Annotated in this window: 22 protein-coding genes; 8 read left to right on the top strand and 14 right to left on the bottom strand. The window is 71.2% G+C overall.

Annotated features, from left to right (window positions below; translation table 11 throughout):
* The first annotated feature begins 23 nt into the window (after positions 1-23).
* The gene (locus M3667_RS04225; RefSeq protein ID WP_251505384.1) at positions 24-1121 is read left to right on the top strand and encodes an alpha/beta fold hydrolase; all 1098 of its coding nucleotides are present in this window, start codon (positions 24-26) and stop codon (positions 1119-1121) included.
* Positions 1122-1171: 50 nt separating this feature from the next.
* Here M3667_RS04225 and M3667_RS04220 read toward each other — a convergent pair whose 3' ends face one another.
* Both M3667_RS04220 and M3667_RS04215 read right to left on the bottom strand, forming a co-directional pair.
* Positions 1172-2371: an MFS transporter gene (locus M3667_RS04220; RefSeq protein WP_251505381.1), complete on the bottom strand. Its 1200-nt coding sequence runs from the start codon at positions 2369-2371 to the stop codon at positions 1172-1174.
* A gap of 79 nt (positions 2372-2450) precedes the next feature.
* The gene (locus M3667_RS04215; protein ID WP_251505378.1) at positions 2451-3536 is read right to left on the bottom strand and encodes a citrate/2-methylcitrate synthase; all 1086 of its coding nucleotides are present in this window, start codon (positions 3534-3536) and stop codon (positions 2451-2453) included.
* 52 nt (positions 3537-3588) lie between these two features.
* Here M3667_RS04215 and M3667_RS04210 point away from each other — a divergent pair, with 52 nt between their 5' ends.
* The 3 genes from M3667_RS04210 to M3667_RS04200 all read left to right on the top strand — a co-directional run bounded on the left by M3667_RS04210 (position 3589) and on the right by M3667_RS04200 (position 5597).
* Entirely contained in the window at positions 3589-4764 is a 1176-nt protein-coding gene (locus tag M3667_RS04210; RefSeq protein WP_251505376.1) for a citrate synthase, read from the top strand.
* Positions 4765-4953: 189 nt separating this feature from the next.
* A complete protein-coding gene (locus M3667_RS04205; protein ID WP_251505373.1) occupies positions 4954-5205 on the top strand; it encodes a type II toxin-antitoxin system Phd/YefM family antitoxin in 252 nt (83 codons plus the stop codon).
* Complete coding sequence (locus M3667_RS04200; RefSeq protein WP_251505370.1) at positions 5202-5597, top strand: PIN domain-containing protein; 396 nt, start codon at positions 5202-5204, stop codon at positions 5595-5597. Before M3667_RS04205 ends, M3667_RS04200 begins: the two co-directional genes overlap by 4 nt.
* A 113-nt stretch (positions 5598-5710) precedes the next feature.
* Here the strand turns inward: M3667_RS04200 and M3667_RS04195 are convergent, their stop codons facing one another.
* From M3667_RS04195 to M3667_RS04180, 4 genes are all read right to left on the bottom strand, one after another.
* Positions 5711-5980 (bottom strand): DUF6457 domain-containing protein, encoded by a 270-nt coding sequence (locus M3667_RS04195; RefSeq protein WP_222123912.1) that lies wholly within the window; start codon positions 5978-5980, stop codon positions 5711-5713.
* The gene (locus M3667_RS04190) at positions 5977-6561 is read right to left on the bottom strand and encodes a molybdenum cofactor guanylyltransferase (protein ID WP_251505367.1); all 585 of its coding nucleotides are present in this window, start codon (positions 6559-6561) and stop codon (positions 5977-5979) included. The genes M3667_RS04195 and M3667_RS04190 overlap by 4 nt, the downstream gene beginning before the upstream one ends.
* On the bottom strand, positions 6558-7754 hold the full coding sequence (gene glp / locus M3667_RS04185; RefSeq protein WP_251505364.1) for a gephyrin-like molybdotransferase Glp: 1197 nt from the start codon (positions 7752-7754) through the stop codon (positions 6558-6560). Before glp ends, M3667_RS04190 begins: the two co-directional genes overlap by 4 nt.
* Before the next feature lie 68 nt (positions 7755-7822).
* Positions 7823-8287 carry a GNAT family N-acetyltransferase gene (locus M3667_RS04180; protein WP_251505359.1) on the bottom strand — a complete coding sequence of 155 codons (465 nt, stop codon included), beginning with the start codon at positions 8285-8287 and terminating at the stop codon, positions 7823-7825.
* A gap of 128 nt (positions 8288-8415) precedes the next feature.
* On the opposite strand from M3667_RS04180, the gene M3667_RS04175 reads away from it, so the two are divergent.
* Positions 8416-8910 carry a DUF1990 family protein gene (locus M3667_RS04175; RefSeq protein ID WP_251505356.1) on the top strand — a complete coding sequence of 165 codons (495 nt, stop codon included), beginning with the start codon at positions 8416-8418 and terminating at the stop codon, positions 8908-8910.
* A 203-nt stretch (positions 8911-9113) separates the two neighbouring features.
* Here the strand turns inward: M3667_RS04175 and M3667_RS04170 are convergent, their stop codons facing one another.
* From M3667_RS04170 to M3667_RS04145, 6 genes are read right to left on the bottom strand one after another with little or no spacing between them, the layout of a single operon-like run.
* Entirely contained in the window at positions 9114-9968 is an 855-nt protein-coding gene (locus M3667_RS04170; RefSeq protein WP_251505351.1) for an Asp23/Gls24 family envelope stress response protein, read from the bottom strand.
* A gap of 20 nt (positions 9969-9988) precedes the next feature.
* Positions 9989-10576 (bottom strand): hypothetical protein, encoded by a 588-nt coding sequence (locus M3667_RS04165; RefSeq protein WP_251505348.1) that lies wholly within the window; start codon positions 10574-10576, stop codon positions 9989-9991.
* On the bottom strand, positions 10573-11154 hold the full coding sequence (locus M3667_RS04160; RefSeq protein ID WP_251505345.1) for a DNA/RNA endonuclease G: 582 nt from the start codon (positions 11152-11154) through the stop codon (positions 10573-10575). The genes M3667_RS04165 and M3667_RS04160 overlap by 4 nt, the downstream gene beginning before the upstream one ends.
* Positions 11154-11546 carry an alkaline shock response membrane anchor protein AmaP gene (locus M3667_RS04155; RefSeq protein WP_251505343.1) on the bottom strand — a complete coding sequence of 131 codons (393 nt, stop codon included), beginning with the start codon at positions 11544-11546 and terminating at the stop codon, positions 11154-11156. Before M3667_RS04155 ends, M3667_RS04160 begins: the two co-directional genes overlap by 1 nt.
* Positions 11543-11731, bottom strand: a complete 189-nt coding sequence (locus M3667_RS04150; RefSeq protein WP_251505339.1) for a DUF2273 domain-containing protein — start codon at positions 11729-11731, stop codon at positions 11543-11545. Before M3667_RS04150 ends, M3667_RS04155 begins: the two co-directional genes overlap by 4 nt.
* Positions 11728-12207 (bottom strand): Asp23/Gls24 family envelope stress response protein, encoded by a 480-nt coding sequence (locus M3667_RS04145; RefSeq protein WP_251505336.1) that lies wholly within the window; start codon positions 12205-12207, stop codon positions 11728-11730. Before M3667_RS04145 ends, M3667_RS04150 begins: the two co-directional genes overlap by 4 nt.
* 300 nt (positions 12208-12507) lie before the next feature.
* Between M3667_RS04145 and fdhD the strand changes: the two genes are divergently transcribed.
* Together fdhD and M3667_RS04135 are read left to right on the top strand one after the other, a co-directional pair.
* A complete protein-coding gene (gene fdhD / locus M3667_RS04140; RefSeq protein WP_251505331.1) occupies positions 12508-13386 on the top strand; it encodes a formate dehydrogenase accessory sulfurtransferase FdhD in 879 nt (292 codons plus the stop codon).
* Between the two features lie 50 nt (positions 13387-13436).
* Positions 13437-15758, top strand: a complete 2322-nt coding sequence (locus M3667_RS04135; RefSeq protein ID WP_251505328.1) for an FdhF/YdeP family oxidoreductase — start codon at positions 13437-13439, stop codon at positions 15756-15758.
* A gap of 125 nt (positions 15759-15883) precedes the next feature.
* On the opposite strand, the gene M3667_RS04130 is transcribed toward M3667_RS04135, so the two are convergent.
* Positions 15884-16138 carry a hypothetical protein gene (locus tag M3667_RS04130; RefSeq protein ID WP_251505325.1) on the bottom strand — a complete coding sequence of 85 codons (255 nt, stop codon included), beginning with the start codon at positions 16136-16138 and terminating at the stop codon, positions 15884-15886.
* 308 nt (positions 16139-16446) lie between these two features.
* Positions 16447-17442: a glycerate kinase gene (locus M3667_RS04125; RefSeq protein ID WP_251505322.1), complete on the bottom strand. Its 996-nt coding sequence runs from the start codon at positions 17440-17442 to the stop codon at positions 16447-16449.
* Between the two features lie 225 nt (positions 17443-17667).
* On the opposite strand from M3667_RS04125, the gene purL reads away from it, so the two are divergent.
* A complete protein-coding gene (gene purL / locus M3667_RS04120) occupies positions 17668-20007 on the top strand; it encodes a phosphoribosylformylglycinamidine synthase subunit PurL (protein ID WP_251505319.1) in 2340 nt (779 codons plus the stop codon).
* Positions 20008-20052 lie beyond the last annotated feature (45 nt).

Here is a 20052-nt window from a genome sequence, read left to right as displayed (position 1 = left end):
CGCCCCTTGATTGGATGAGCGACATGACGCACGACGCTCCCGCTCGCCTCACCGGAGACGGCATCGCCGATCTCCGCCTTCGGCTGTCGCGACGCCGTCGGTCGGCTGCGCTCCTGGGCGGTCAGGCGGCCGCGGGCATCTCCTCGGCGTGGCTCGAGTCGCTCGCCGCCCGGTGGGAGGAGAGCTACGACTGGTCGGTGCTCGATGAGCGTATCCAAGCGCTTCCGTGGCAGCTCATCGACGGCGATGTTCCTCTGCGCGTCGTGCATCAGAGAGGGCCGGGAGACGCTCCGGTGATCCTCCTCCTGCACGGCTGGCCCGACTCCGTGCTCCGCTTCGAGAAGGTGCTCACCCTCCTCACCGCGTACACGGTGGTCGCGCCTGCACTCCCCGGTTTTCCGTTCAGTCCCGACGCGGGCGCAAGCGGGATGTCGGCGATCCAGATGGCGGATGCCGTCGCCACGGCCATGCGAAGACTCGGATACACGCGCTTCGTCGTGAGCGCGGGCGACATCGGCTGCGACGTCGCCGAGGCTCTTCTGCGCCACCACCCCGGGATGGTCCGCGCGGCGCATCTGACCGACGTCTCTCAGATCCATCTCGCCGGCGGAGTACCCGACGACCTGTCGGATGCCGAGCGCGACTATGTGCAGCGTTGGCAGGCCTGGCAAGACGAAGAGGCCGCGTACAGCCTCGAGCAGGCGACGAAGCCCGCGACGCTCACGGCCGCCTTGAGCGACTCCCCGACGGGCCTGCTCGCGTGGATCGCCGAGAAGCTCGACCGCTGGACCGACCACCCCGGCGACATCGACGCGGTGTTCCCGCCCGACGACGTGCTCACGTGGGTGTCGGCGTACTGGTTCACCGGCGCGATCGGGTCGTCGTTCGGGCCCTACGCGTTGCGCACCCCGCCGCCCAATGACAAGGTGCCCGGCGGCGTCCCCGTCGTGCTCTCGGTGTTCCCGGGGGATCTGGTCAACGCGCCGCGCGACTTCGCCGAGCGCATCTTCGACGTCGTCGCCTTCCGGGAGCACGCGGCCGGTGGGCACTTCGCGGCGTGGGAGCAGCCGAGCACGTACGTCGCCGACCTCGAGATCGCGATCGCCGCTGCCCTCCGCTGAGAAGGCTCGCGCCGACGGGCGCCGGGACGGCATCGCCCCGGCGCCCGCTCTCAGACCGTCGCGGGTCGGCGCGGGCGCAGAGAGAGCCCGAACAGCACGGCCCCGACGATGAGGAGCGCGATGCCGATGGCATCCGCCGCGAACACCCCTGCGGCGTCGACGAGGAGGCCGCCGGCGCCCGCCGCGATGGTGATCGCCAGCTGGAAGCCCGTCACGACGAGGCTTCCGCCCGCCTCGAGACGGTCGGGCATGAAGTGCCCCACCCAGGTGTTCACGATGATCAGCCACGACGAGAAGAAGAAGCCCCACACCAGCACGGCCGCCGCCACCGCGGCGAAGGCTCCGGGCAGCAGGGCGACCGCCGCGATCGCCAGCGCGATGGCGAGGGGGCCGATGACCGCGAGGCGGGCGAACGCCCGGTCGACGATCATGCCGACGGCGATGTTGCCGACGAACCCGCCGACACCGAAGAGGGCGAGCAGCAGCACGATCGTGCCGGCGGTGACGTCAGGGATGCGCTCGAGCGAGAGCCGCACGTACGTGTAGGCGAGGAAGTGGCCGAGCACGACGAGCACGTGACCCGCCATGCCACCGAACACGCCGGGTCGGCGCAGAGTATTGCCGAGGATGCGCAGGCTCGACGCCGCCGCCGGCGGCACGGGCGGCAGCACCACCCGCACGGCGACGCCGACGAGGGCGGTGGCGACGGCGATGAGCAGGAAGGCCAGTCTCCAGTCGAGCGCCTCGCTGAGGGCGACCCCGATCGGCACGCCCGCGACCGTGGCCAGCGACAGGCCCGCCGAGCCGAACATCATCGCCCGGCCGATGCGGTCGGGGCTCGACAGGCGCGCGGCGACGGTGATCGACATCGACCAGAACGCGCTGATCGCCGCGCCCAGCAGGAAGCGTGCGATCAGGATCGCGGGAAGGCTCGGGGCGATCGCGACCACGAGGCTCGAGATCGCGGCCGACGTCGCCGCCGCGACCAGGAGCGAGCGGCGATCGAGCCGCGGCAGGAGCAGGCCCACGGTCGGGGCGAACAGGAACCCCGCGAGAGCGGTGACGGTGACGGTTTGACCCGCTTGCCCGGGCGTCACGCCGAGGGCGGCGGCCATCTCGGTCAGCACGCCGTTGGGGAGGAACTCGGCCGTCACGAGCAGGAAGCTCAGCAGCATCACGACGACGAGTCCGCCGTAGCGCATCACGGGGACCCCCGCGACGGGGGTGGGAACGGGGGCGGTGGTGGTCATGCTCCGATGCTCGTCCGGCCTGGGAGGGGGCGCCCGACCGTTCGTCCGTCGCATCCGACCGATCGTCCGGGCCGTCGGATCACCCCGCGAACGGCGGACCCACGTACCGCGCGGCGGGGCGGATGATCTTCGGGTCGGCCGCCTGCTCGAGCACGTGCGCGCTCCAGCCGATCGTGCGGGCCAGGGCGAAGGTCGGCGTGAACAATCCGCGCGGAATGCCGCACTCCTCCATGACGACGGCGGCGTAGAACTCGACGTTGGCGTGCAGAGGGCGTTCCGGATGCCGTGCCGCGAGCTGCCGCTCGGCCTCGACCTGGAACGCGAGGGCCTGGGCCACGCGCGGGCCTCCGAACTGCTCGGCAACACCCCTCAGCAGCTCGGACCGCGGGTCGCTCGTGCGGTACACCGCGTGCCCGAAGCCCATGAGGCGCCTCCCGGCCTGCAGCTCCCCTGCGATCCACGCCGCCGGGTCATCGCCGGCACGGTCGAGGCCGTCGAGCGCGCGGGCCGGGGCTCCCCCGTGCAGCGGGCCCGACAGGGCACCGAGGGCGCCGGTGAGGCACGACGCCATGTCGGCCCCGGTCGACGCGATGACCCGAGCCGTGAAGGTCGAGGCGTTGAAGCCGTGGTCCATCGCCGCGATCAGGTAGGCCGAGAGGGCGCGCACGTGCCGCTCGTCGGGGTCGTGCCCGGTGACCCGCGCGAGGTAGTCCGCGACGATCCCCCGCCCGGTCGATGCCTCACCCGAAGCGAGGGCGAGCGGTGCCATGGCCGCGAATGCGATCGCCTCGTCGAGCCGGGCGGCGGGGTCGAGATCGAACAGGGGTTTCGACGAGCGGGCGGATGCCGCGAGCGTCCACACCGCGCGCAGCGCCGCGAGCGGCCGGTCGGTGCGCGTAGCGACCGCGGAGATCAGCTCGGGGAGGCGGGGATCGCCCTGCTCCGCGGTCACGCGAGCGGCGAAGGAGGCTCGGGCCGTGGCATCCGGAAGCTCTCCGACCACCAGCAGATGCCAGACGTCTTCGAACGAGTGCGACCGCGCGAGGTCGACGGCCGCATGGCCGCGGTAGTGGTACCAGCCCGCCTCGCCGTTGACGTCGCTGATGGTCGTTTCGGCCGCGACGACGCCGTTCAGGCCGCGGGGCACATCGATCAGGTCGCTCATGGGCTCAGTGTGCGAACCTGACGGTCATAGCGTCAACGTTGATCGGATCAATATGGCCCTCCCCCGCCTGACCGCCGCGCAGGTCGCCGCCCGCCTCGGCGTCAAACCCGAGACCGTCTACGCCTACGTCTCGCGCGGGCTGCTGACCCGCGAGCGCGACGCGCACGGCTCGAGCTTCGACGCCCTCGAGGTCGAGGCCTTCGCCGCGGCTCGTCGACGCACGCCCGCCCGCACGCCGATGCACCCCACGACCGGCATGCCGCTGGGCGTGGTGCAGACGCAGATCGCCGACATCGAAGACGGCGAGCTGCTGTACCGCGGTCGCCGTGCCCGCGACCTGATCGGCACGCCGTTCGCCGAGGCCGTCGCGTGGTTGTGGGGCGCGGAGCGGGTCGATGCCCCCGACCCCGCGATCGGTAGCGCCCGCGCGATGGTCGAGGCCCTCCCCCTGCACGCCGGGGCCATGGACCGACTCCGCGCCGCGGTGACGGGCTTCGCGGCCGACGACCCGCTTCGCTACGACGCGTCGGCGGTGACCGCCCACCGCATCGGCTGGACGCTCATCACCGGGCTCCCGGTCGCTCTCCGAGGCACCCCCGACGTCGATCTCGCGCGCTCACTCGTCGGCGGCTGGAGGGGATCGGCGGATGCCCCGACCCTGACCGCCGTCGACGCCGCGCTCGTGCTGCTCATGGACCACGACCTGGCCGTGTCGACGTTTGCGGCGCGGGTCGCGGCCTCGGCGCGCGCCGACGGGTACGCCGCGATCAGCGCGGCGCTCGGAGCTGCGGATTCGCCGCTGCACATCTCGGCGGCGACGCGCACCGCGCGCCTGCTCACCCGTGTGCGGCGCGGACAGGAACCCGAGCGCGCCCTCGCGGAGACACTGCGCGAGGGCAGCGGCATCCCGGGCTTCGGTCATCCGCTCTACCGCGAGGGTGACGATCGCGCCGACGCGCTGTTCCCGCTGATCGCCGCGCTCCCCGACGGGGCCTCGGCGATGGATGCCGTCGAGCGCCTCTCGGCCGTCGTCACCGACCGCACGGGGCTGCGCCCGAACGTCGACCTCGCGCTGGCGGCCCTGGTGTCGGCCGCGCGCCTGCCCGACGACGCGGCGAGCACCATCTTCGTGCTCGGCCGGATCGCGGGGTGGACCGCGCACATCGCCGCCGAGTACGCCGAGCCCGCGATGCGTCTGCGCCCTCGCGGGCAGTACGTGGGGCCGTGAGTGACGGGGCTTCGACAGGCTCTGCCACAGCGCTGCGGCTCCGCCAACGCGACGGGAGGTCCCTGAGCTTGTCGAAGGGCCCGGCGACGGGAGGTCCCTGAGCCTGTCGAAGGGCCCGGCAACGAAATGACGGGACGACCGAGGGTGAATTCTCTTCTTGCTAGCCAGGAACCTGGCTAGCCTGGCGCCATGATGTACAACGTGCTCGAGGCGCGCAACAACCTCTCGAAGCTGATCGCCGAAGCCGAGTCCGGCGTCGAGGTCACGATCGCGCGGCGCGGGGTTCCGGTCGCGCGGATCGTTCCGATCGACGTCCAGCCGCCTCGGCCGGGCAACGCCTTCGCGAAGTGGTTGGAAGAGAACCCCCTGACACCCGAGCTCGCGCGACCGGTCGAAGAGATCGAGGCGCTCATCGCGGAGAATCGCGCGGCAGGGGCGTGATCTATGTAGACAGCTGCCTGGTCATCTACGCCGTCCAGCGCGACGACATCATCGGCGACCGCGCGCGCCTGGCTCTCGCTGCGGCTCACGCGCCCTTGGCGGCGAGCCCGCTCGTGATGCTGGAAGCAATGGTCGGGCCCATGCGCGAGCGAGGCGCCGAGTCGCAGCTTCGTATGTGGAGCGTCTTCGAACGTTTCGAGATGTTGCCGATCGGGCCCGACGCCTATCTCCGCGCTGCACGTCTGAGAGCTCGCAACCCCGGCCTGCAAACGGCAGATGCGCTGCACCTCGCTGTCGCGCTCGAGGAAGGGTGCTCGCTCCTATGGACGAACGACTCGCGCTTGGCCGCGATAGCGCCAGAATTCGCTGTCGACGTGCTGAGGGCCGACTGACCCTCAGCGAGAGGCGCCGACCAGTGCTGGCAAACTCGGCACCTCCTCGGCGTGCCGGGCCAGTGCCTCTCGGCCCACGACCAGTCGACGACCAGCCCCCCACGCCTCGCGGCTCAGCGGTTCTCCCACCCGCGGGCCATCTCCACCACCGCGGCCACCGCGGCTTCGGTGTCGGCGGGTGACCCGCCGGCGCGGCCGGCCACCAGACCCGCGACGAAGGCGCTGAGCGGAGCCGCCGGGCGGGCGACCCCGTTCGCGACGTCGCGCGCGAGGTCGAGGATCAGCGAGATCGGGATGTCCCCCTCGGCCAGATCGAAACGCTCCGCAAGGGCGGCGCTCCAGTCGTTCAGCGCCTCGGGCGGCAGCGTGCGGGATTCGGTCATGACTCCTCCTCGGGCCGTCGGGCGATCGACGACCGCGCCTGCGTCAGATCGTCCCACGTGTCGACGTCGCGCGTCAGGGTCTCGTCCGCGGCGATCGCGATGATGCGCAGTCCGCCCAGCAACGCGCGCATCGAGGCGTCGCGTCCGTCGTCGGGCAGGACGGATGCCGCTTCTCGCAGCGCCGCGGAACGATATCGGCCGATCAGCCACTGCCGGCGCCCGTCATCGAGGCAGGCGCCGTCGGCATCCGGAGTCAGCTCGTCGGGCAGAAGGTCGAGCGCAGCTCGAGCGGTCGGCAGGTCGCACGCGAGCACGAAGACCTCGTCGGCGCGCACGCGGGACAGGGCGGCGACGATGCCCGCGACCGGCCCGCCGAAGGGCGGGTCTTCGCGCACCCACTCGACGTCGAGGTCGTCTGCGAGCACGGGTGCGGCCACGACGATCCGCTGTGCGCCGTGAGATCGTACGGCCGCGATCGCCGCGTGCAGCAGCGTCGTTCCGTTCACCTCGAACAGCGGCTTCGTCGCCCCGTCGACCCGTGAGGCGCGTCCGCCGGCGAGCAGGATCGCATCCACGCTCACCACAGCAGCACCTCGACCTCTTCGCCCACGGCGGTCGCCCGTGCGCTCGGGGGGATCACGGCGAGGCCGTTCGCGTCACCGAAGCCCCGCGTGCCCCGCTCGACCGGCTCGGCCACCGGATGCGCGGGGTCTGACCGGTCGATCCGCACGGGCACGTACTGCGCCCGCTCGGGCCGCGCGCGCCACTCGGCGGCGAACGGCACGACGGCCCGGGCCCGACCCCGCTCGCGGTCGCCCTCGAGCGCGCGCAGCGCCGGTCGCACGAAGAGCTCGAACGACACCGCCGCGCTGACGGGGTTGCCCGGCAGCCCGAACAGCAGCGTTCCCGCCTCGGAGCGGCCGAAGCCCTGCGGCTTGCCCGGCTGCATGCGCACGGGCTCGAATCGCATGAGGTCGCCGAGGGTGTTTCTCACCACCTCGTAGGCCCCGGCGCTCACCCCGCCCGAGAACACGACGACGTCTGCGCCCGCGGCCTCGGCGGCGGCGATCGCGCGGCGCGGGCCGTCGCCGCTGTCGTCGACGCTCGTGCGCAGCACCACCTGTGCCCCCGCCTCTTCGGCCAGGCCGGCGAGCAGCACGCTGTTCGACTCGGGGATCTGCCCCCGCCGCAGCGGCGTGCCGGCAGGTCGCAGCTCGGATCCCGTCGACACGATCGCCACCCGCGCGGCGCGAGCGACCGAGACGGTCCCGACTCCGGATGCCGCGATCGCACCGACCCGTCCCGCGGTGAGCCGGACGCCGGCAGCCGCGACGAGCGACCCCGCCCGCACGTCGGACCCGCGTCGACGAATGTGCGCGCCCGTGCCGCGGGGCGCCGTGAGCACCGTCACGGGGCCGAGGCCACCCGCGAGACCGTCGGCGGTCTCCTCGAACGGCACCACGGCGGTCGCCTGCGTCGGCACGGGGGCTCCGGTCATGATGCGCACCGCCTCGCCGGCCCCGATCGGCGGGTCGAGGTCGCTGCCGGCCGGCAGGTCGGCGACCACGCGCAGGGTCGTCGGCGCACCCGTGACGTCGTCGGCCCGCACGGCGAAGCCGTCCATCGCGGAGCAGTCGAACCCCGGCACATCGACCGCGGCATGCACGGCGACTCGCAGCACCCGGCCGCGCGCGATCGCGACGTCGCGCGGTTCGGGCTCGAGCGGCACGACCGCCTCGAGGATCGCGGCGAGGTGCTCGGCGACGTCGATCACGCGAGCGCACCGGGGGCTGTCAGGGGCATGCCCTCAGCGTAGGCGCGGCCACCGACACCACTCTCGCGTCAGAGGTCGAACCGGTGCGGAATGCCGCCCTCGCCCTGACCCTCGCGATACGGCACGAAGCCCATCGCCACGTAGTAGGCGAGGCCGGGGGCGTTGTCTGCGCCGATGGTGGCGTCGATGTGGCGGAGCCCCGCGTCTTGCGCCGCCGCGACCGACCGTGCGAACAGGCTCCGGCCGATGCCGCTGCGCCCCATATCGGGGTGGATGTGGGTGCCGATGATGCCCCAGCCCTCTTCCACGCCGTACGGGTTTCCCGCCCAGGCGCGCTTGAGCGACTGGAAGCCGATCACGACGCCGTCGCGCACGGCCACCGTGAGAGCGATCGTGTGTTCGCCGTCGAGATAGCGCTCGCGCACGAAGTCGGCGTCGACCGCCCACGCGCGCAGCCCCGCCCGGTGGATGGCGTTCTGCACCTCGACCATGTCGTCGAGATCTTCGGGGCGGGCGTCGCGGAACTCGATCATGCGGTCATCCTTGCACCGCTTCTGATGCGCATGTCCGCATGCCACGCCAGCCTCACCCGTCTGAAAGCCTCGACTCACCGACGCGCAAGCCCGGCGGCATCCGGATGCCACGGCCCTACCGTGATCGCATGGACGGCCTGACGTACGCCGAGGTCGGCGCGACCGCCGGCACGATGCCCGCGGGCTACCACCACGTGCGCGCCCGGCGCGTGATCGGCCGCGGTCATGCGGAGTTCGAGCGCGCGGCCGACCTGCTGCTGGCGGGAGAGGCGCAGCGGCGCGCGGGGGCGCGGGTGGCGCTGTCGGAGGCGCCGATGCGCGTGGGCACGCATGTCACGATGCGGCTGGGTCTCGGCATCCTGAGCTTCCGCATCCCCTGCCTGGTCGTGTGGGCGGAGCGGTCCGCCACCGTCGCGGGTTTCGCCTACGGAACGCTGCCGGATCACCCCGAGCGCGGCGAGGAGCGCTTCACGCTGACTCTTCGGCCGGACGACGAGGTGGTCTTCGAGATCGCCGCCTTCTCGAAGCCGGGCCGCTGGTTCACCCGCATCGGTGCTCCCCTCGGTCGTCGCGTGCAGGCGTGGATGACCCGGCGGTACCTGCGCGCGCTCGACGCGCGCTGAGCCGCGCCAGGTCGGGTGCGAGTGCCCGCGCGCGTGCACAGCTCCTGAGTTTCGGGCAAGCCGGTTCATGAACCCCGAGAATTCCGCGGCTGGGACACACGCGACGGAAGAATCTCCGGCGTTGTGCACCGCGCCGCGGGGAGATGTCGACGTGAAAACCAGAAAGGCCCCGCCGAAGCGGGGCCTTGCAGGTGTCAGCGAACTCAGGGGCGCGGACGCTCGTCCTCGACCACCGACTGCACGCTGTCGGTCGCGGGGGTCTTGTCGTCGGCGCGCACCTCGTCGGCAGCGATCGCGATGTCGATCGCGGCGTCCTCGAGGGCTTCGGCGACGACGTCGCTCACATCGCCGCGATCATCCGCGGGCGGAGTGATCGGCTCGGGCTCCAGACCCTCGGTCACGCGATCCGCGGCCTCGATGTCCGACTCGGCGTCGGCTGTGGCCACGCGCTCCCGCGCCTGACGGACCGTCTCGTCGACGGCGGCCGCGGCTCCGGCCGCGATGTCCTTCGTCTTCGAGACGGCGGTGTCGATGGTCTCCGAGGCGCTGGCCGCGAGGTCCTTCGACCGCGCACGCGCGTCATCGGCCACCGCCGACGCGCGATCCGCGACGTCCTTCGCCTTGGCTCTCGCATCGTCGGCCACCTCGGACGCGCGGGCCGCGACGGCATCCGCCTTCTCCTCCGCCTCGGCCACGACGTCGCGGTCGAACGGACCGAACACGCCGGTCACCACGACGTCCACGTCGATGCGCTCGCGCCCGAGCGGCTCGAGCGCGGTGCGAACGGCCCGGCGGACCTCGTCCGACACCTCGTGCAGCTTGTGCGGATAGTCGACGACCAGCGAGATGGTCGCGGTGACGGCGCCGGCACGATCGGTGTCGATCTTCACACCCGGCGCCGTGCTGGCGAGGCCGACGCGCTCGCGGACGGCGTCGGAGGCGCGACCGAGCAGGCTGCCCAGCGCGTGCACGCCCGGAACGGAACCGGCGGCCGTCGCCGCGAGCGTCGCCGCGGCCTCGAGATCGGGCGGGTCGATGGTCGCATCGATGGTGGACATCAGGTCTCCTCGTGGGGGTGTCAGTGCACGCGGGTGTTGTCGCGCGCGAGCTTGGCGCGAAGACCCGAGTGGATCGAGATGTAGGCGCGCAGGTTCTGTCCGGTGAGGGCGGCGAGGTTCGACACGAGCGTGTCGACGTGCTCGGCCACCTGACGCGGCGAGGTGTTCTGCCGCGGGGTCACCGCGACGTGCAGCACGGACTCGTGCTGGATCTCACCGGCGGTGATGCGCGACGACAGGATCTCGTCGCGCTCGGCGAGCGCGTTCTTCAGCGCCTCCGAGGCGAACGCGTCGGTCACCGTGATGCGGCCTTCGGCGCTGTCGCTGCCGGTCGACTGCAGCGGCGCCTGACGGCGTCCGCGGATGGCCGACGAGGCGATGACGATGAGCACGATCGCGATCACCACGAAGGCGGCGACGGCGCCCCACCCGGCGGACTCACGGCCGAGCGACTCGAGCCAGCCCTGGAAGCCGCCCATGACGGTCGTCCAGGTGTCGGCGCCGCCGGGCGCGAGGCCCACCAGCAGCGCGAGGGGCGCGAGAGCAAGCAGCACGAGGGCGACCACGAAGAGGATGAAGCGGTTCAGACCGCGACGCGTGGCGTTCATCGGGACTCCTTGGTGTCGGGGCGCTCGACGCGCAGGTGCGTGCGCACGGCAGGGGTGAGCTTGTAGGCGGCGACTTCCTCATCGACGATGCGGCGCAACTGCGCCTCGTCGACCGGGATGCCGACCGGGGGACGCACGGCCACGTCGACGGTGCGGTGGGCCACACCCACGACGATGTCGTCGCGAGCGATGCCCGACTCGTTGCTGAGGTGCTGAGCGAGGGACGATGCCACGACGCCGTTGTCGACGACGACGGCACGGTCTCCCCACTCCATCTCGTGGCGCGACAGGCGCCCGGGCTTGAGAGCGAGCACCAGCACGATCAGGCCGAGGATGGCCAGCACGACGCCGGCGACGATGAAGGCGACCGGCATGAGCGCGGTCGGCGCCGCCACGAGGGCGTTCAGGGCCTCGCCGGGACCGACCAGCAACGGCTGGGCGCCCACGAGGTGCAGGATGATCTCGACCGCGGCGTAGGCCAATGCGAGCAGCAGCAGCACGACCACGATGAGCATCGCTGCGGTGCGCGGGGAGTGGGTCTCGCGGCGCACGACGGTGCGGAGCACGCTATCGCTCATCACAACACTCGCTTTCGCTGGGGGGCGCTGGCGCCCGTGATCGTCAGATCGACGCGCGAGACCTCCCGGCCGAACAGCCGGGTCAGACGCGTTCGCAGTTCGCTCTGGGCCGCGCGTGCCGCGTCGAGCACGGGGGTGGCGGCCCGGACGGCCTCGGTGTCGTCGAGGCGGGGAACGGGGAATGCCGTCGACACGCGCACCACGGCGGTGTCGCGGGACGAGACGATCTCGACGTGGACGTTCTTGGCGTCCACGCCGACCACGTCGGCGGCGGCCCGCTCGGCCGTCTTCTGCAGCACGCGGTCGGCGATGTTCACCCGACCGGCGGGGAGGCCGGGGCCGGCAACCGCGGTGCGGTTGCCGACCCCGGGGGAAGCGGTGACGGTGGTCACGATGTGCTCCGACCCTTGAAGGCGTTGACGACGTTGCGGACGTCGATCTCACCCGCGCTCATGCGGGCGACGACCACACCGATCGCCATGAACAGGGCGACGAGGATGAATCCCCAGAAGCCGAAGATCAGGGCGCTGAGGGCCAGGACGAGGCCGGCGAGGGCGCCCTTCGTGCTGGCGCTCACTGGACGCGCTTCTCGGACTCGGCGTCGTTGTTCTCGTCGCCCGGGATGTGGACGTCGTTCACGTCGACGTTGACCTCGACGACCTCGAGGCCGACGAGACGGTTGATCGCTCCGGCGACGCGGGCGCGCACCTGGTCGGCGACCTCCTGGATGGGGGCGCCGTACTCGACGACGATGGTCACATCGGCGGCGGCCTGCGTCTCGCCCACCTCGACCTTGACGCCCTGCGTCAGGTCGGTGGCGTTGATGGCGTCGCGGATGGCGCCGAGGGCGCGGGCTCCGCCGCCACCGAGGGCGTACACGCCGGTGACCTCACGGGCCGCGATGCCGGCGACCTTGGCGACGACGCCTTCGGCAATCGTGGTCTTGCCTTCGGTGTGGGCCTCCGGGCCGCGTCCGCCGAGGGGACGGTTCACGCGCGACGCCGCCTGGGGGACGTTCTGCGCAGCGGGGGTGGTGGTGGAGTCGGTAGCCATGTCCGTGCCTTTCGATGTCTTGACCCGGATGCTTCCGGGGTGGCGCTTCGGCCTACATGACTAAGACGTACTGGGTGGAGGAATCGTCACGCCGCACTTGAAAAATCCCGAAAAATCTGTATTCGACAGAATGGGAAAGGCCAGATTCCGCAGGATTCCGAGGATGAGCGCGGTCCCACCGCCTGAGGCCCCGCGCCGCGGAATCGCGCGGAATCGACGAGCTTTCCGTCGACCGTCGAGCCCGAACGCGGGCGTACGCTCGACCCATGACCCCCATCTCGCTCGCGGCCAGGTCCTGACATGGGCCGTCTCACCGCCTCCCGTCGCGTCACGCGTCTCACCCTCGACGGCGTCAACAGGCAGAGACCGGATGCCGTGGCGGTGGAGGAACCGCTCGAGATCCGCGTCGCCGGAACACCGTTGTCGGTGACGATGCGCACGCCCGGCCACGATGTCGAACTCGCCGCCGGTTTCCTTGTGTCGGAAGGCGTCATCAGCCGCGGCGAGCAGTTCGCCCGGGCGATCCACTGCGGCGGTCCCGGAACGGGCGGAGCCGACGGCAACACCTACAACGTGCTCGACCTGACCCTCGCGCCGGGCGTCGAGCTCCCCTCCACCGACATCGCGCGTTCCTTCTACACGACGAGTTCGTGCGGGGTGTGCGGAACGGCATCGATCGACGCCGTCGAGAAGGTCTCGACGTACGACGTCTCGACCGACCCGCTGACGGTGTCGGCCCACGCGGTGGCGTCCTTCCCCGATCGCCTGCGCGAGCAGCAGAAGACGTTCGACAAGACCGGTGGTCTGCACGGGGCCGCCCTGTTCGATGTCGCCACGGGCGAGCTGCTCGTGGCGCGCGAAGACGTGGGGCGCCACAACGCCGTCGACAAGGTGGTCGGCTGGGCTCTGCTGAACGATCGCCTTCCGCTGCGCGGCACCGTTCTACAGGTGTCGGGCCGCGTGAGCTTCGAACTCGTGCAGAAGGCCGTGATGGCCGGCATCCCGATGCTTTCCGCCGTGTCGGCGCCCTCATCGCTCGCGATCGAGCTCGCCGAGCGCGCCGGTCTCACCCTCGCCGCTTTCGTGCGGGGCAACAGCATGAACCTGTACACGCGGACGGATCGCATCATCGCACCGTCCACAACCCCCGCGACGACCGATCTCGCGAGCGTACGCTGACGACGACCGGATGCCAGGGGCCCGGCGCCACGACCATCGGAGGGACTGAAATGGGTGAGTCGTTCGGACTGATGACCGAAGAACCGCGCCAGGGGGGCCTCGGCCCGCAGGTCGAGGGCGACTGGTCGAGCACCGGTCCCTACGAGCACCCGGCCGCCGGCTGGGGCGCCGCGCTCACCGTCGGCAAGGTGCTGTACGAACAGCGCCAGCCAATCGCGGGCACCAAGGCGATGTTCACGATGAACCACCCGAAGAGCGGTTTCGACTGCCCCGGGTGCGCCTGGCCCGACGACAAGGGCGTGACCCTCGACATCTGCGAGAACGGCATTAAACACGTCACGTGGGAGATGACGCACAAGAGGGTCGGCAAGGAGTTCTTCGCCGAACACTCCGTGAGCGAGCTGTCGCGCTGGAGCGATTTCGAGCTCGAGGACGCCGGTCGCCTCGTCGGCCCGATGGTCTACGACGCCGAGACCGACCACTACGTGCCGATCTCGTGGAACGACGCGTTCCGCATGATCGCGCAGCACCTCACCGCGATGGAATCCCCCGATCAGGCGGTCTTCTACACGTCGGGGCGCCTCAGCAACGAGGCCTCGTTCCTCTACCAGCTGTTCGCGCGCGAGCTCGGGACGAACAACCTCCCCGACTGCTCGAACATGTGCCACGAGGGCTCGGGTCGTGGGCTCACGGCGTCCCTCGCCACCGGCAAGGGCACCGCCGACCTCGAGGACTGGGAGAACGCAGACGCGCTGTTCATCCTCGGCGTCAACGCGGCCTCGAACGCCCCGCGCATGCTCACCAGCCTCGCCGAGGCGATCGACCGCGGCGCACAGGTCGTGCACGTGAACCCGCTGCGCGAGGTCGCCGGCACCCGCACGATCGTGCCGCACGAGATCGTCGACATGGCGACCTTCCACTCCACCCCGACCAGCACGATGAACCTGCAGGTGCGCCCCGGCGGCGACCTCGCCCTCATCCGCGGCATGGCCAAGGTGGTCTTCGAGGCCTCGGCGACCGACCCCACCGCGATCGATCAGGCGTTCCTCGATCAGTACACGAGCGGACTCGACGAGTACCGCGCGATGGTCGAGTCGACGTCGTGGGCCGAGCTGGTCGAGCAGGCGGGTCTCACCGAGACCGAGATCCGCCAAGCGGCGTCGGTGTACCTCGCCTCGGAGCGCTGCGTCATCAGCTGGTGCCTCGGCGTCAGCCAGCACCAGCACGGCGTCGACACCGTGCGCGAGATCGTCAATCTGCTGCTGCTGCGCGGAAATGTCGGACGGAAGGGCACCGGCCCTTCGCCCGTGCGCGGCCACAGCAACGTGCAGGGCAACCGCACGTGCGGCATCAACCACAAGCCCACCGAGGACTGGCTCGCCACGCTCGACGAGGTCTGCGGCATCACCTCGCCCCGCGAGCCCGGCCTCGACACCGTGCACACGGTCGCGGCCCTGCACCGTGGCGACCTCAGGGTCTTCCTGGGCATGGGCGGCAACTTCGTGCGGGCTGCTCCCGACACCAAGCTCACCGCCGAGGGCATGGGACGCTGCGAGTTGACCGCGCACGTGAGCACGAAGCTCAACCGCAGCCACCTCACCCACGGCAAGGCGGCGCTGATCCTCCCGTGCCTCGGCCGCACCGAGCGCGACGAGCAGGAGTCCGGGCCCCAGTCGATCTCGACCGAGGATGCCATGAGCTCCGTCATGCTCTCGCTCGGCTCTCGCAAGCCCGCCTCCCCGCACCTGCTGAGCGAGCCCGAGATCATCGCGCGCATCGCCCGCGCGACGATGCCCGAGTCGGCGACGCCGTGGGAGTGGTACGTCGGCGACTACGACCGCATCCGCGACACGATGGCCAAGGCGCTGCCCGGCTTCGAGGGCTTCAACCAGTTGGTGCGCCAGCCCTACGGCTTCCGCATCCCGCAACCCGCGCGCGAGCGCGACTTCCAGACGCCGTCGGGCAAAGCCGAGTTCTCGCACGCCGAGCTGCCGAATGTCATCCCCGAAGAGGCCGACGTGCTGGTGCTGCAGACCATGCGCTCGCACGACCAGTGGAACACCACCATCTACTCGGCCGACGACCGCTACCGCGGCGTGCGCAACATCCGCGAGCTCGTGTTCATGAACCGGCGTGACATGAAGGAGCGCGGCATCGCCGAGGGCGACCTCGTCGACATCGTCGCCACCTCCCGCGACGGCTCGGTGCGCAGCGTCACGGCGTTCCGCGCGCTGGAGTACGACACCCCGCGCGGCAGCGCCGCCGGGTACTTCCCCGAGATGAACGTGCTGCTCGGCCCCGACGACTACAGCCGTCAGAGCGACCAGCCGCTGATGAAGGACATCCGGGTGCGCATCGCGAAGACGGCCTGACGCCGCGCAGACGCAACAGGATCGGAGAGTCGCGCCGGAATCGGATGGTTTCGGCGCGACGGGCCTGCGGGCTTTTCTCCGCCGTGGCCGGTGGGCGCGCGAGATCGTCTACGTCGACGGACGCCTCAGATCGACGACAACGCGCGGGCCATGAACGAGGCCCAGATCACGATGAAGAGCAGGTTGCCCGCTGTTCCGAGCGCCCCGATGACCATGGCCCATCGGGCGAACCCCGCTCCCCCTTCGGTGTTGCCGGGGCGGCCGAGCTGATTGCGCGCGATGATGCCGATCACCAGCCCGGCGATGGGCACGAGGAACGCCGCGATGAAGCCGACCAGCGCGAGCGTGCTCGTTCGCGTCGGGGGCACAGAGGAGACCATGACGCGACACTAGCGGCCGCACGCAGCCCACGACCCCACGAGTGGTCGTCGGCGTCGCCCCGCGCTGACCGGCATCACGGCGCAGTCGGCCCGATCGGGCAAAGAGGTCCGCGGTGTCGTTCGAGGCTTCCTGACCGACCGCGCCCAAGGCCTGTCCGCCCGCCTGGTGGCGGGGGCAGTTCGAGCGCAGGACAGGCAAGCGACATCCGTCGCACACGACGGTGAGACCGGACTCGACCCCGTCCTCGCCCGCCGGGGAGCGAACCCTCACCCCGCGAACCCACCCTCGTCTCGAGCCCCCGCCCCGCTCAGAGGTCGAGCTGCCAGAGGGCCTGCGTCGTCGTGACGCGCAGCGCGTCGGCGGCGTCGGCGAGCGAGCGTTCGACGCCCACGACCTCGCTCATCGAGAAGACGCGCGAGCCGACGGCATCCGGGGCGACGTCACCTGCGATGACGACCGCCGGCACCCGGTGGCGCGCGGCGACCGAGAGCACGTGCCCCGGCCCCTTGCCCGCAAGGCTCGTGGCATCGAAGGCGCCCTCCCCGGTGAGGGCGAGGTCCGACTCGGCGAGCGCTTCGCTCAGCTCGAGGGCCTCCGCGACGAAGGCCGCACCGTCGACGACCTCGGCGCCGGCCGCGAGAAGGGCGCCCGAGAGACCACCGGCGGCCCCCGACCTCGGCACGACCGAGACGTCGAGTCCGAAGCGTTCGGCCCAGTCCGCGGCATCCGCCCGCAACCGTTCCGTCAGGCGCGCGACGAGTTCGGCGTCGGCGCCCTTCTGCGGGCCGAACACCTCGGCCGCGTGCACGAACGTCGTGGTCGTGTCGGTGAGCACCGTCACCTGCCCGGGAGCGAACGGCACATGGTCGCCGAGCGCCTCGATCGCCCCGCGGCCGCCGTCGGTCGCAGCCACGCCGCCCGTGCCCACCACGATGCGGATCGACCCCGAGTCGAGCGCGAGCCCGATGAGCTCACCGACGCCCCGCGTCGTCGCGCCCCAAGGGTCGTTGCCCTCCGCTCCTCCGGCGAGGACGAGTCCGGATGCCGCTGCCGACTCGATCACGGCGGCTCGGCCGTCGAGGCGCCAGGCCGCGTGCACGGGTTCGCCGAGCGGTCCGGTCACCTCATCGTGCACGTTGGCCCCGCCGAGCGCGTCGAGCGTTCCGTCTCCGCCGTCGGCCATCGGCACGATCGCGATCTCGGCGCCGGGCCACCGATCGCGCACGGCCAGGGCCATGGCATCCGCCGCCTCTCGCGCGGTCAGCGTGCCCTTGAACTTGTCGGGGGCGATGACGATGCGCATGGGCGTCCTCTCAGCGGACTGCTGACGGCGCAGCCCCGTCCATCTTGCCCGAGCCGCCGCATCACCTCGGCGATCCGCACATCCTCAGCCCGAATGCGGTGAACCCGGCCGACTTTCCGCGGATCGCTGAGGTTGTGCCCCCCGGCTGCCGGCGGCCCCGGGCATGTCGGCGGTCCCAACTAGACTGACTGGCGTCCGGCCCCTGCGATCTTGGAGCTCAGCCGCGTGACCACCCCGAACCCCGCCGCCCGTACCGCTCTTGCGGACACCGTCGACAACGCGATCGCCACGCCCGAGAAAGAGCAGCCCTACGGCGCCCTCGGTCTCAAGAGCGACGAGTACGCGAAGATCCGCGAGATCCTGGGTCGCCGCCCCACCAGCGGCGAGCTCGCGATGTACTCGGTCATGTGGAGCGAGCACTGCTCCTACAAGTCGAGCAAGATCTACCTCCGTCAGTTCGGCCAGAAGGTCAGCGACGAGATGAAGACCCGCCTCATGGTCGGCATGGGTCAGAACGCCGGCGTCGTCGACGTGGGCGACGGCTGGGCGGTCACCTTCAAGGTCGAGTCGCACAACCACCCCAGCTACATCGAGCCCTTCCAGGGCGCGGCCACCGGTGTCGGCGGCATCGTGCGCGACATCATCTCGATGGGCGCGCGCCCGGTCGCGGTCATGGACCAGCTGCGCTTCGGCGCGATCGACCACCCCGACACCCCGCGCGTCGTCCACGGCGTGACCAGCGGTATCTCGTTCTACGGCAACTGCCTGGGCCTGCCGAACATCGGTGGTGAGACCGTGTTCGACGCGGTCTACCAGGGCAACCCGCTCGTGAACGCCCTCGCGGTGGGCGTCATGCGCCATGAAGACATCAAGCTCGCCAACGCCACCGGCGTGGGCAACAAGGTCGTGCTGTTCGGGGCCCGCACGGGTGGCGACGGCATCGGCGGCGCGAGCATCCTGGCATCCGACACCTTCGCCGACGGCGGACCCACCAAGCGCCCCGCGGTGCAGGTGGGCGACCCGTTCGCCGAGAAGGTGCTCATCGAGTGCTGCCTCGAGCTGTACCGCGACGACCTGGTCGAGGCGATCCAGGATCTCGGGGCCGCGGGCATCTCGTGCGCCACGAGCGAGCTCGCGGCCAACGGCGACAGCGGCATGAAGGTCGAGCTGTCGAAGGTGCTGCTGCGCGACCCCTCGCTGACGCCCGAAGAGATCCTCATGTCGGAGTCGCAGGAGCGCATGATGGCGATCGTCGCGCCCGAGAAGCTCGACGCGTTCCTCGCCGTCGTCGGCAAGTGGGACGTCGAGACCAGCGTGCTCGGCGAGGTCACCGGAGACGGCCGCCTCGTCATCGACTGGTACGGCGAGCGCATCGTCGACGTCGACCCCTCGACCGTCGCGGTCGACGGACCCGTCTACGAGCGTCCGGTTGCATACCCCACGTGGATCGACGCGCTCAACGACGACAGCGCCGCGAAGCTGGAACGGGCGACGGATGCCGACACCCTCCGCGACCAGTTCACGACCCTCGTCGCGAGCCCCAACCTCGCCGACACCTCCTGGATCACGAACCAGTACGACTACTACGTGCTCGGCAACACGGCGCTGAGCTTCCCCGACGACGCCGGCATGATCCGCGTCGATGAGCAGACCGGTCTCGGCTTCGCGATCGCGACCGACTGCAACGGGCGCTACAACCAGCTCGACCCCTACAACGGCGCGAAGCTCGCCCTCGCCGAGGCGTACCGCAACGTCGCCGTCACGGGTGCCGTGCCCACCGCCGTCACCGACTGCCTCAACTTCGGCAGTCCCGAGAATCCCGAGGTCATGTGGCAGTTCAGCCAGGCCGTCGAGGGCCTGAGCGACGGCTGCCTCGAGCTCGGCATCCCGGTCACGGGCGGCAACGTCTCGTTCTACAACCAGACCGGTGACCAGCCGATCCACCCGACCCCCGTCGTGGGCGTCCTGGGCATCATCGACGACGTCGCGGCCCGCATCCCCAGCGGCTGGCAGGACGCCGGCGAGAACCTCTACCTGCTCGGTGTGACCGCCGACGAGCTCGACGGCTCGCAGTGGGCCGGCACGATCCACGACCACCTCGGCGGACGCCCGCCGAAGGTCGACCTCGCCATGGAGCGCAAGCTCGCCGAGCTGCTGCAGGCCGCAGGATCCCAGTCGTTGGTCTCGAGCGCGCACGACCTGTCATCGGGCGGTCTCGCGCAGACCCTCGCCGAGGGCGTCATGCGCTTCGGCGTCGGCGCGCGCGTCTGGATCACCGAGCTCATGGAGCGCGACGGAGTGGATGCCACGGCCGCCCTCTTCAGCGAGTCGACCGGCCGCGTGCTGGTCAGCGTGCCCCGCGAAGAAGACGTGAAGTTCCGCGGACTCTGCGACGGCCGCGGCTACCCGGTGCTGCGCATCGGCGTGACCGACATCGAGCCCGGCACCGAGGCCACCCTCGAGATCCAGGACGTCTTCACCGTCCCCGTCTCGGAACTGCGCCGCCTGTCGAACGAGACGCTGCCCGCGGTCTTCGGGCCCACCGTGTCGGAGCCGGTGGCCTGAGCCCCGGGCCCCGGCCCTGCCCCGCACCCCGCAACGACGAGAGGA

The organism is Microbacterium sp. P26, from assembly GCF_023712585.1.
Lineage (GTDB): Bacteria > Actinomycetota > Actinomycetes > Actinomycetales > Microbacteriaceae > Microbacterium > Microbacterium algihabitans_A.
This window is presented reverse-complemented; position numbering and strand designations above follow the sequence as displayed.

What these genes read in the sequence shown, in the direction of transcription:
- M3667_RS04225 (WP_251505384.1), top strand. Translation starts at nt 24, where the DNA reads ATGACGCACGACGCTCCCGCTCGCCTCACCGGAGACGGCATCGCCGAT.
- M3667_RS04220 (WP_251505381.1), bottom strand. Translation starts at nt 2,371, where the DNA reads ATGACCACCACCGCCCCCGTTCCCACCCCCGTCGCGGGGGTCCCCGTG.
- M3667_RS04215 (WP_251505378.1), bottom strand. Translation starts at nt 3,536, where the DNA reads ATGAGCGACCTGATCGATGTGCCCCGCGGCCTGAACGGCGTCGTCGCG.
- M3667_RS04210 (WP_251505376.1), top strand. Translation starts at nt 3,589, where the DNA reads ATGGCCCTCCCCCGCCTGACCGCCGCGCAGGTCGCCGCCCGCCTCGGC.
- M3667_RS04205 (WP_251505373.1), top strand. Translation starts at nt 4,954, where the DNA reads ATGATGTACAACGTGCTCGAGGCGCGCAACAACCTCTCGAAGCTGATC.
- M3667_RS04195 (WP_222123912.1), bottom strand. Translation starts at nt 5,980, where the DNA reads ATGACCGAATCCCGCACGCTGCCGCCCGAGGCGCTGAACGACTGGAGC.
- M3667_RS04180 (WP_251505359.1), bottom strand. Translation starts at nt 8,287, where the DNA reads ATGATCGAGTTCCGCGACGCCCGCCCCGAAGATCTCGACGACATGGTC.
- M3667_RS04175 (WP_251505356.1), top strand. Translation starts at nt 8,416, where the DNA reads ATGGACGGCCTGACGTACGCCGAGGTCGGCGCGACCGCCGGCACGATG.
- M3667_RS04170 (WP_251505351.1), bottom strand. Translation starts at nt 9,968, where the DNA reads ATGTCCACCATCGATGCGACCATCGACCCGCCCGATCTCGAGGCCGCG.
- M3667_RS04165 (WP_251505348.1), bottom strand. Translation starts at nt 10,576, where the DNA reads ATGAACGCCACGCGTCGCGGTCTGAACCGCTTCATCCTCTTCGTGGTC.
- M3667_RS04160 (WP_251505345.1), bottom strand. Translation starts at nt 11,154, where the DNA reads ATGAGCGATAGCGTGCTCCGCACCGTCGTGCGCCGCGAGACCCACTCC.
- M3667_RS04145 (WP_251505336.1), bottom strand. Translation starts at nt 12,207, where the DNA reads ATGGCTACCGACTCCACCACCACCCCCGCTGCGCAGAACGTCCCCCAG.
- fdhD (WP_251505331.1), top strand. Translation starts at nt 12,508, where the DNA reads ATGGGCCGTCTCACCGCCTCCCGTCGCGTCACGCGTCTCACCCTCGAC.
- M3667_RS04135 (WP_251505328.1), top strand. Translation starts at nt 13,437, where the DNA reads ATGGGTGAGTCGTTCGGACTGATGACCGAAGAACCGCGCCAGGGGGGC.
- M3667_RS04130 (WP_251505325.1), bottom strand. Translation starts at nt 16,138, where the DNA reads ATGGTCTCCTCTGTGCCCCCGACGCGAACGAGCACGCTCGCGCTGGTC.
- M3667_RS04125 (WP_251505322.1), bottom strand. Translation starts at nt 17,442, where the DNA reads ATGCGCATCGTCATCGCCCCCGACAAGTTCAAGGGCACGCTGACCGCG.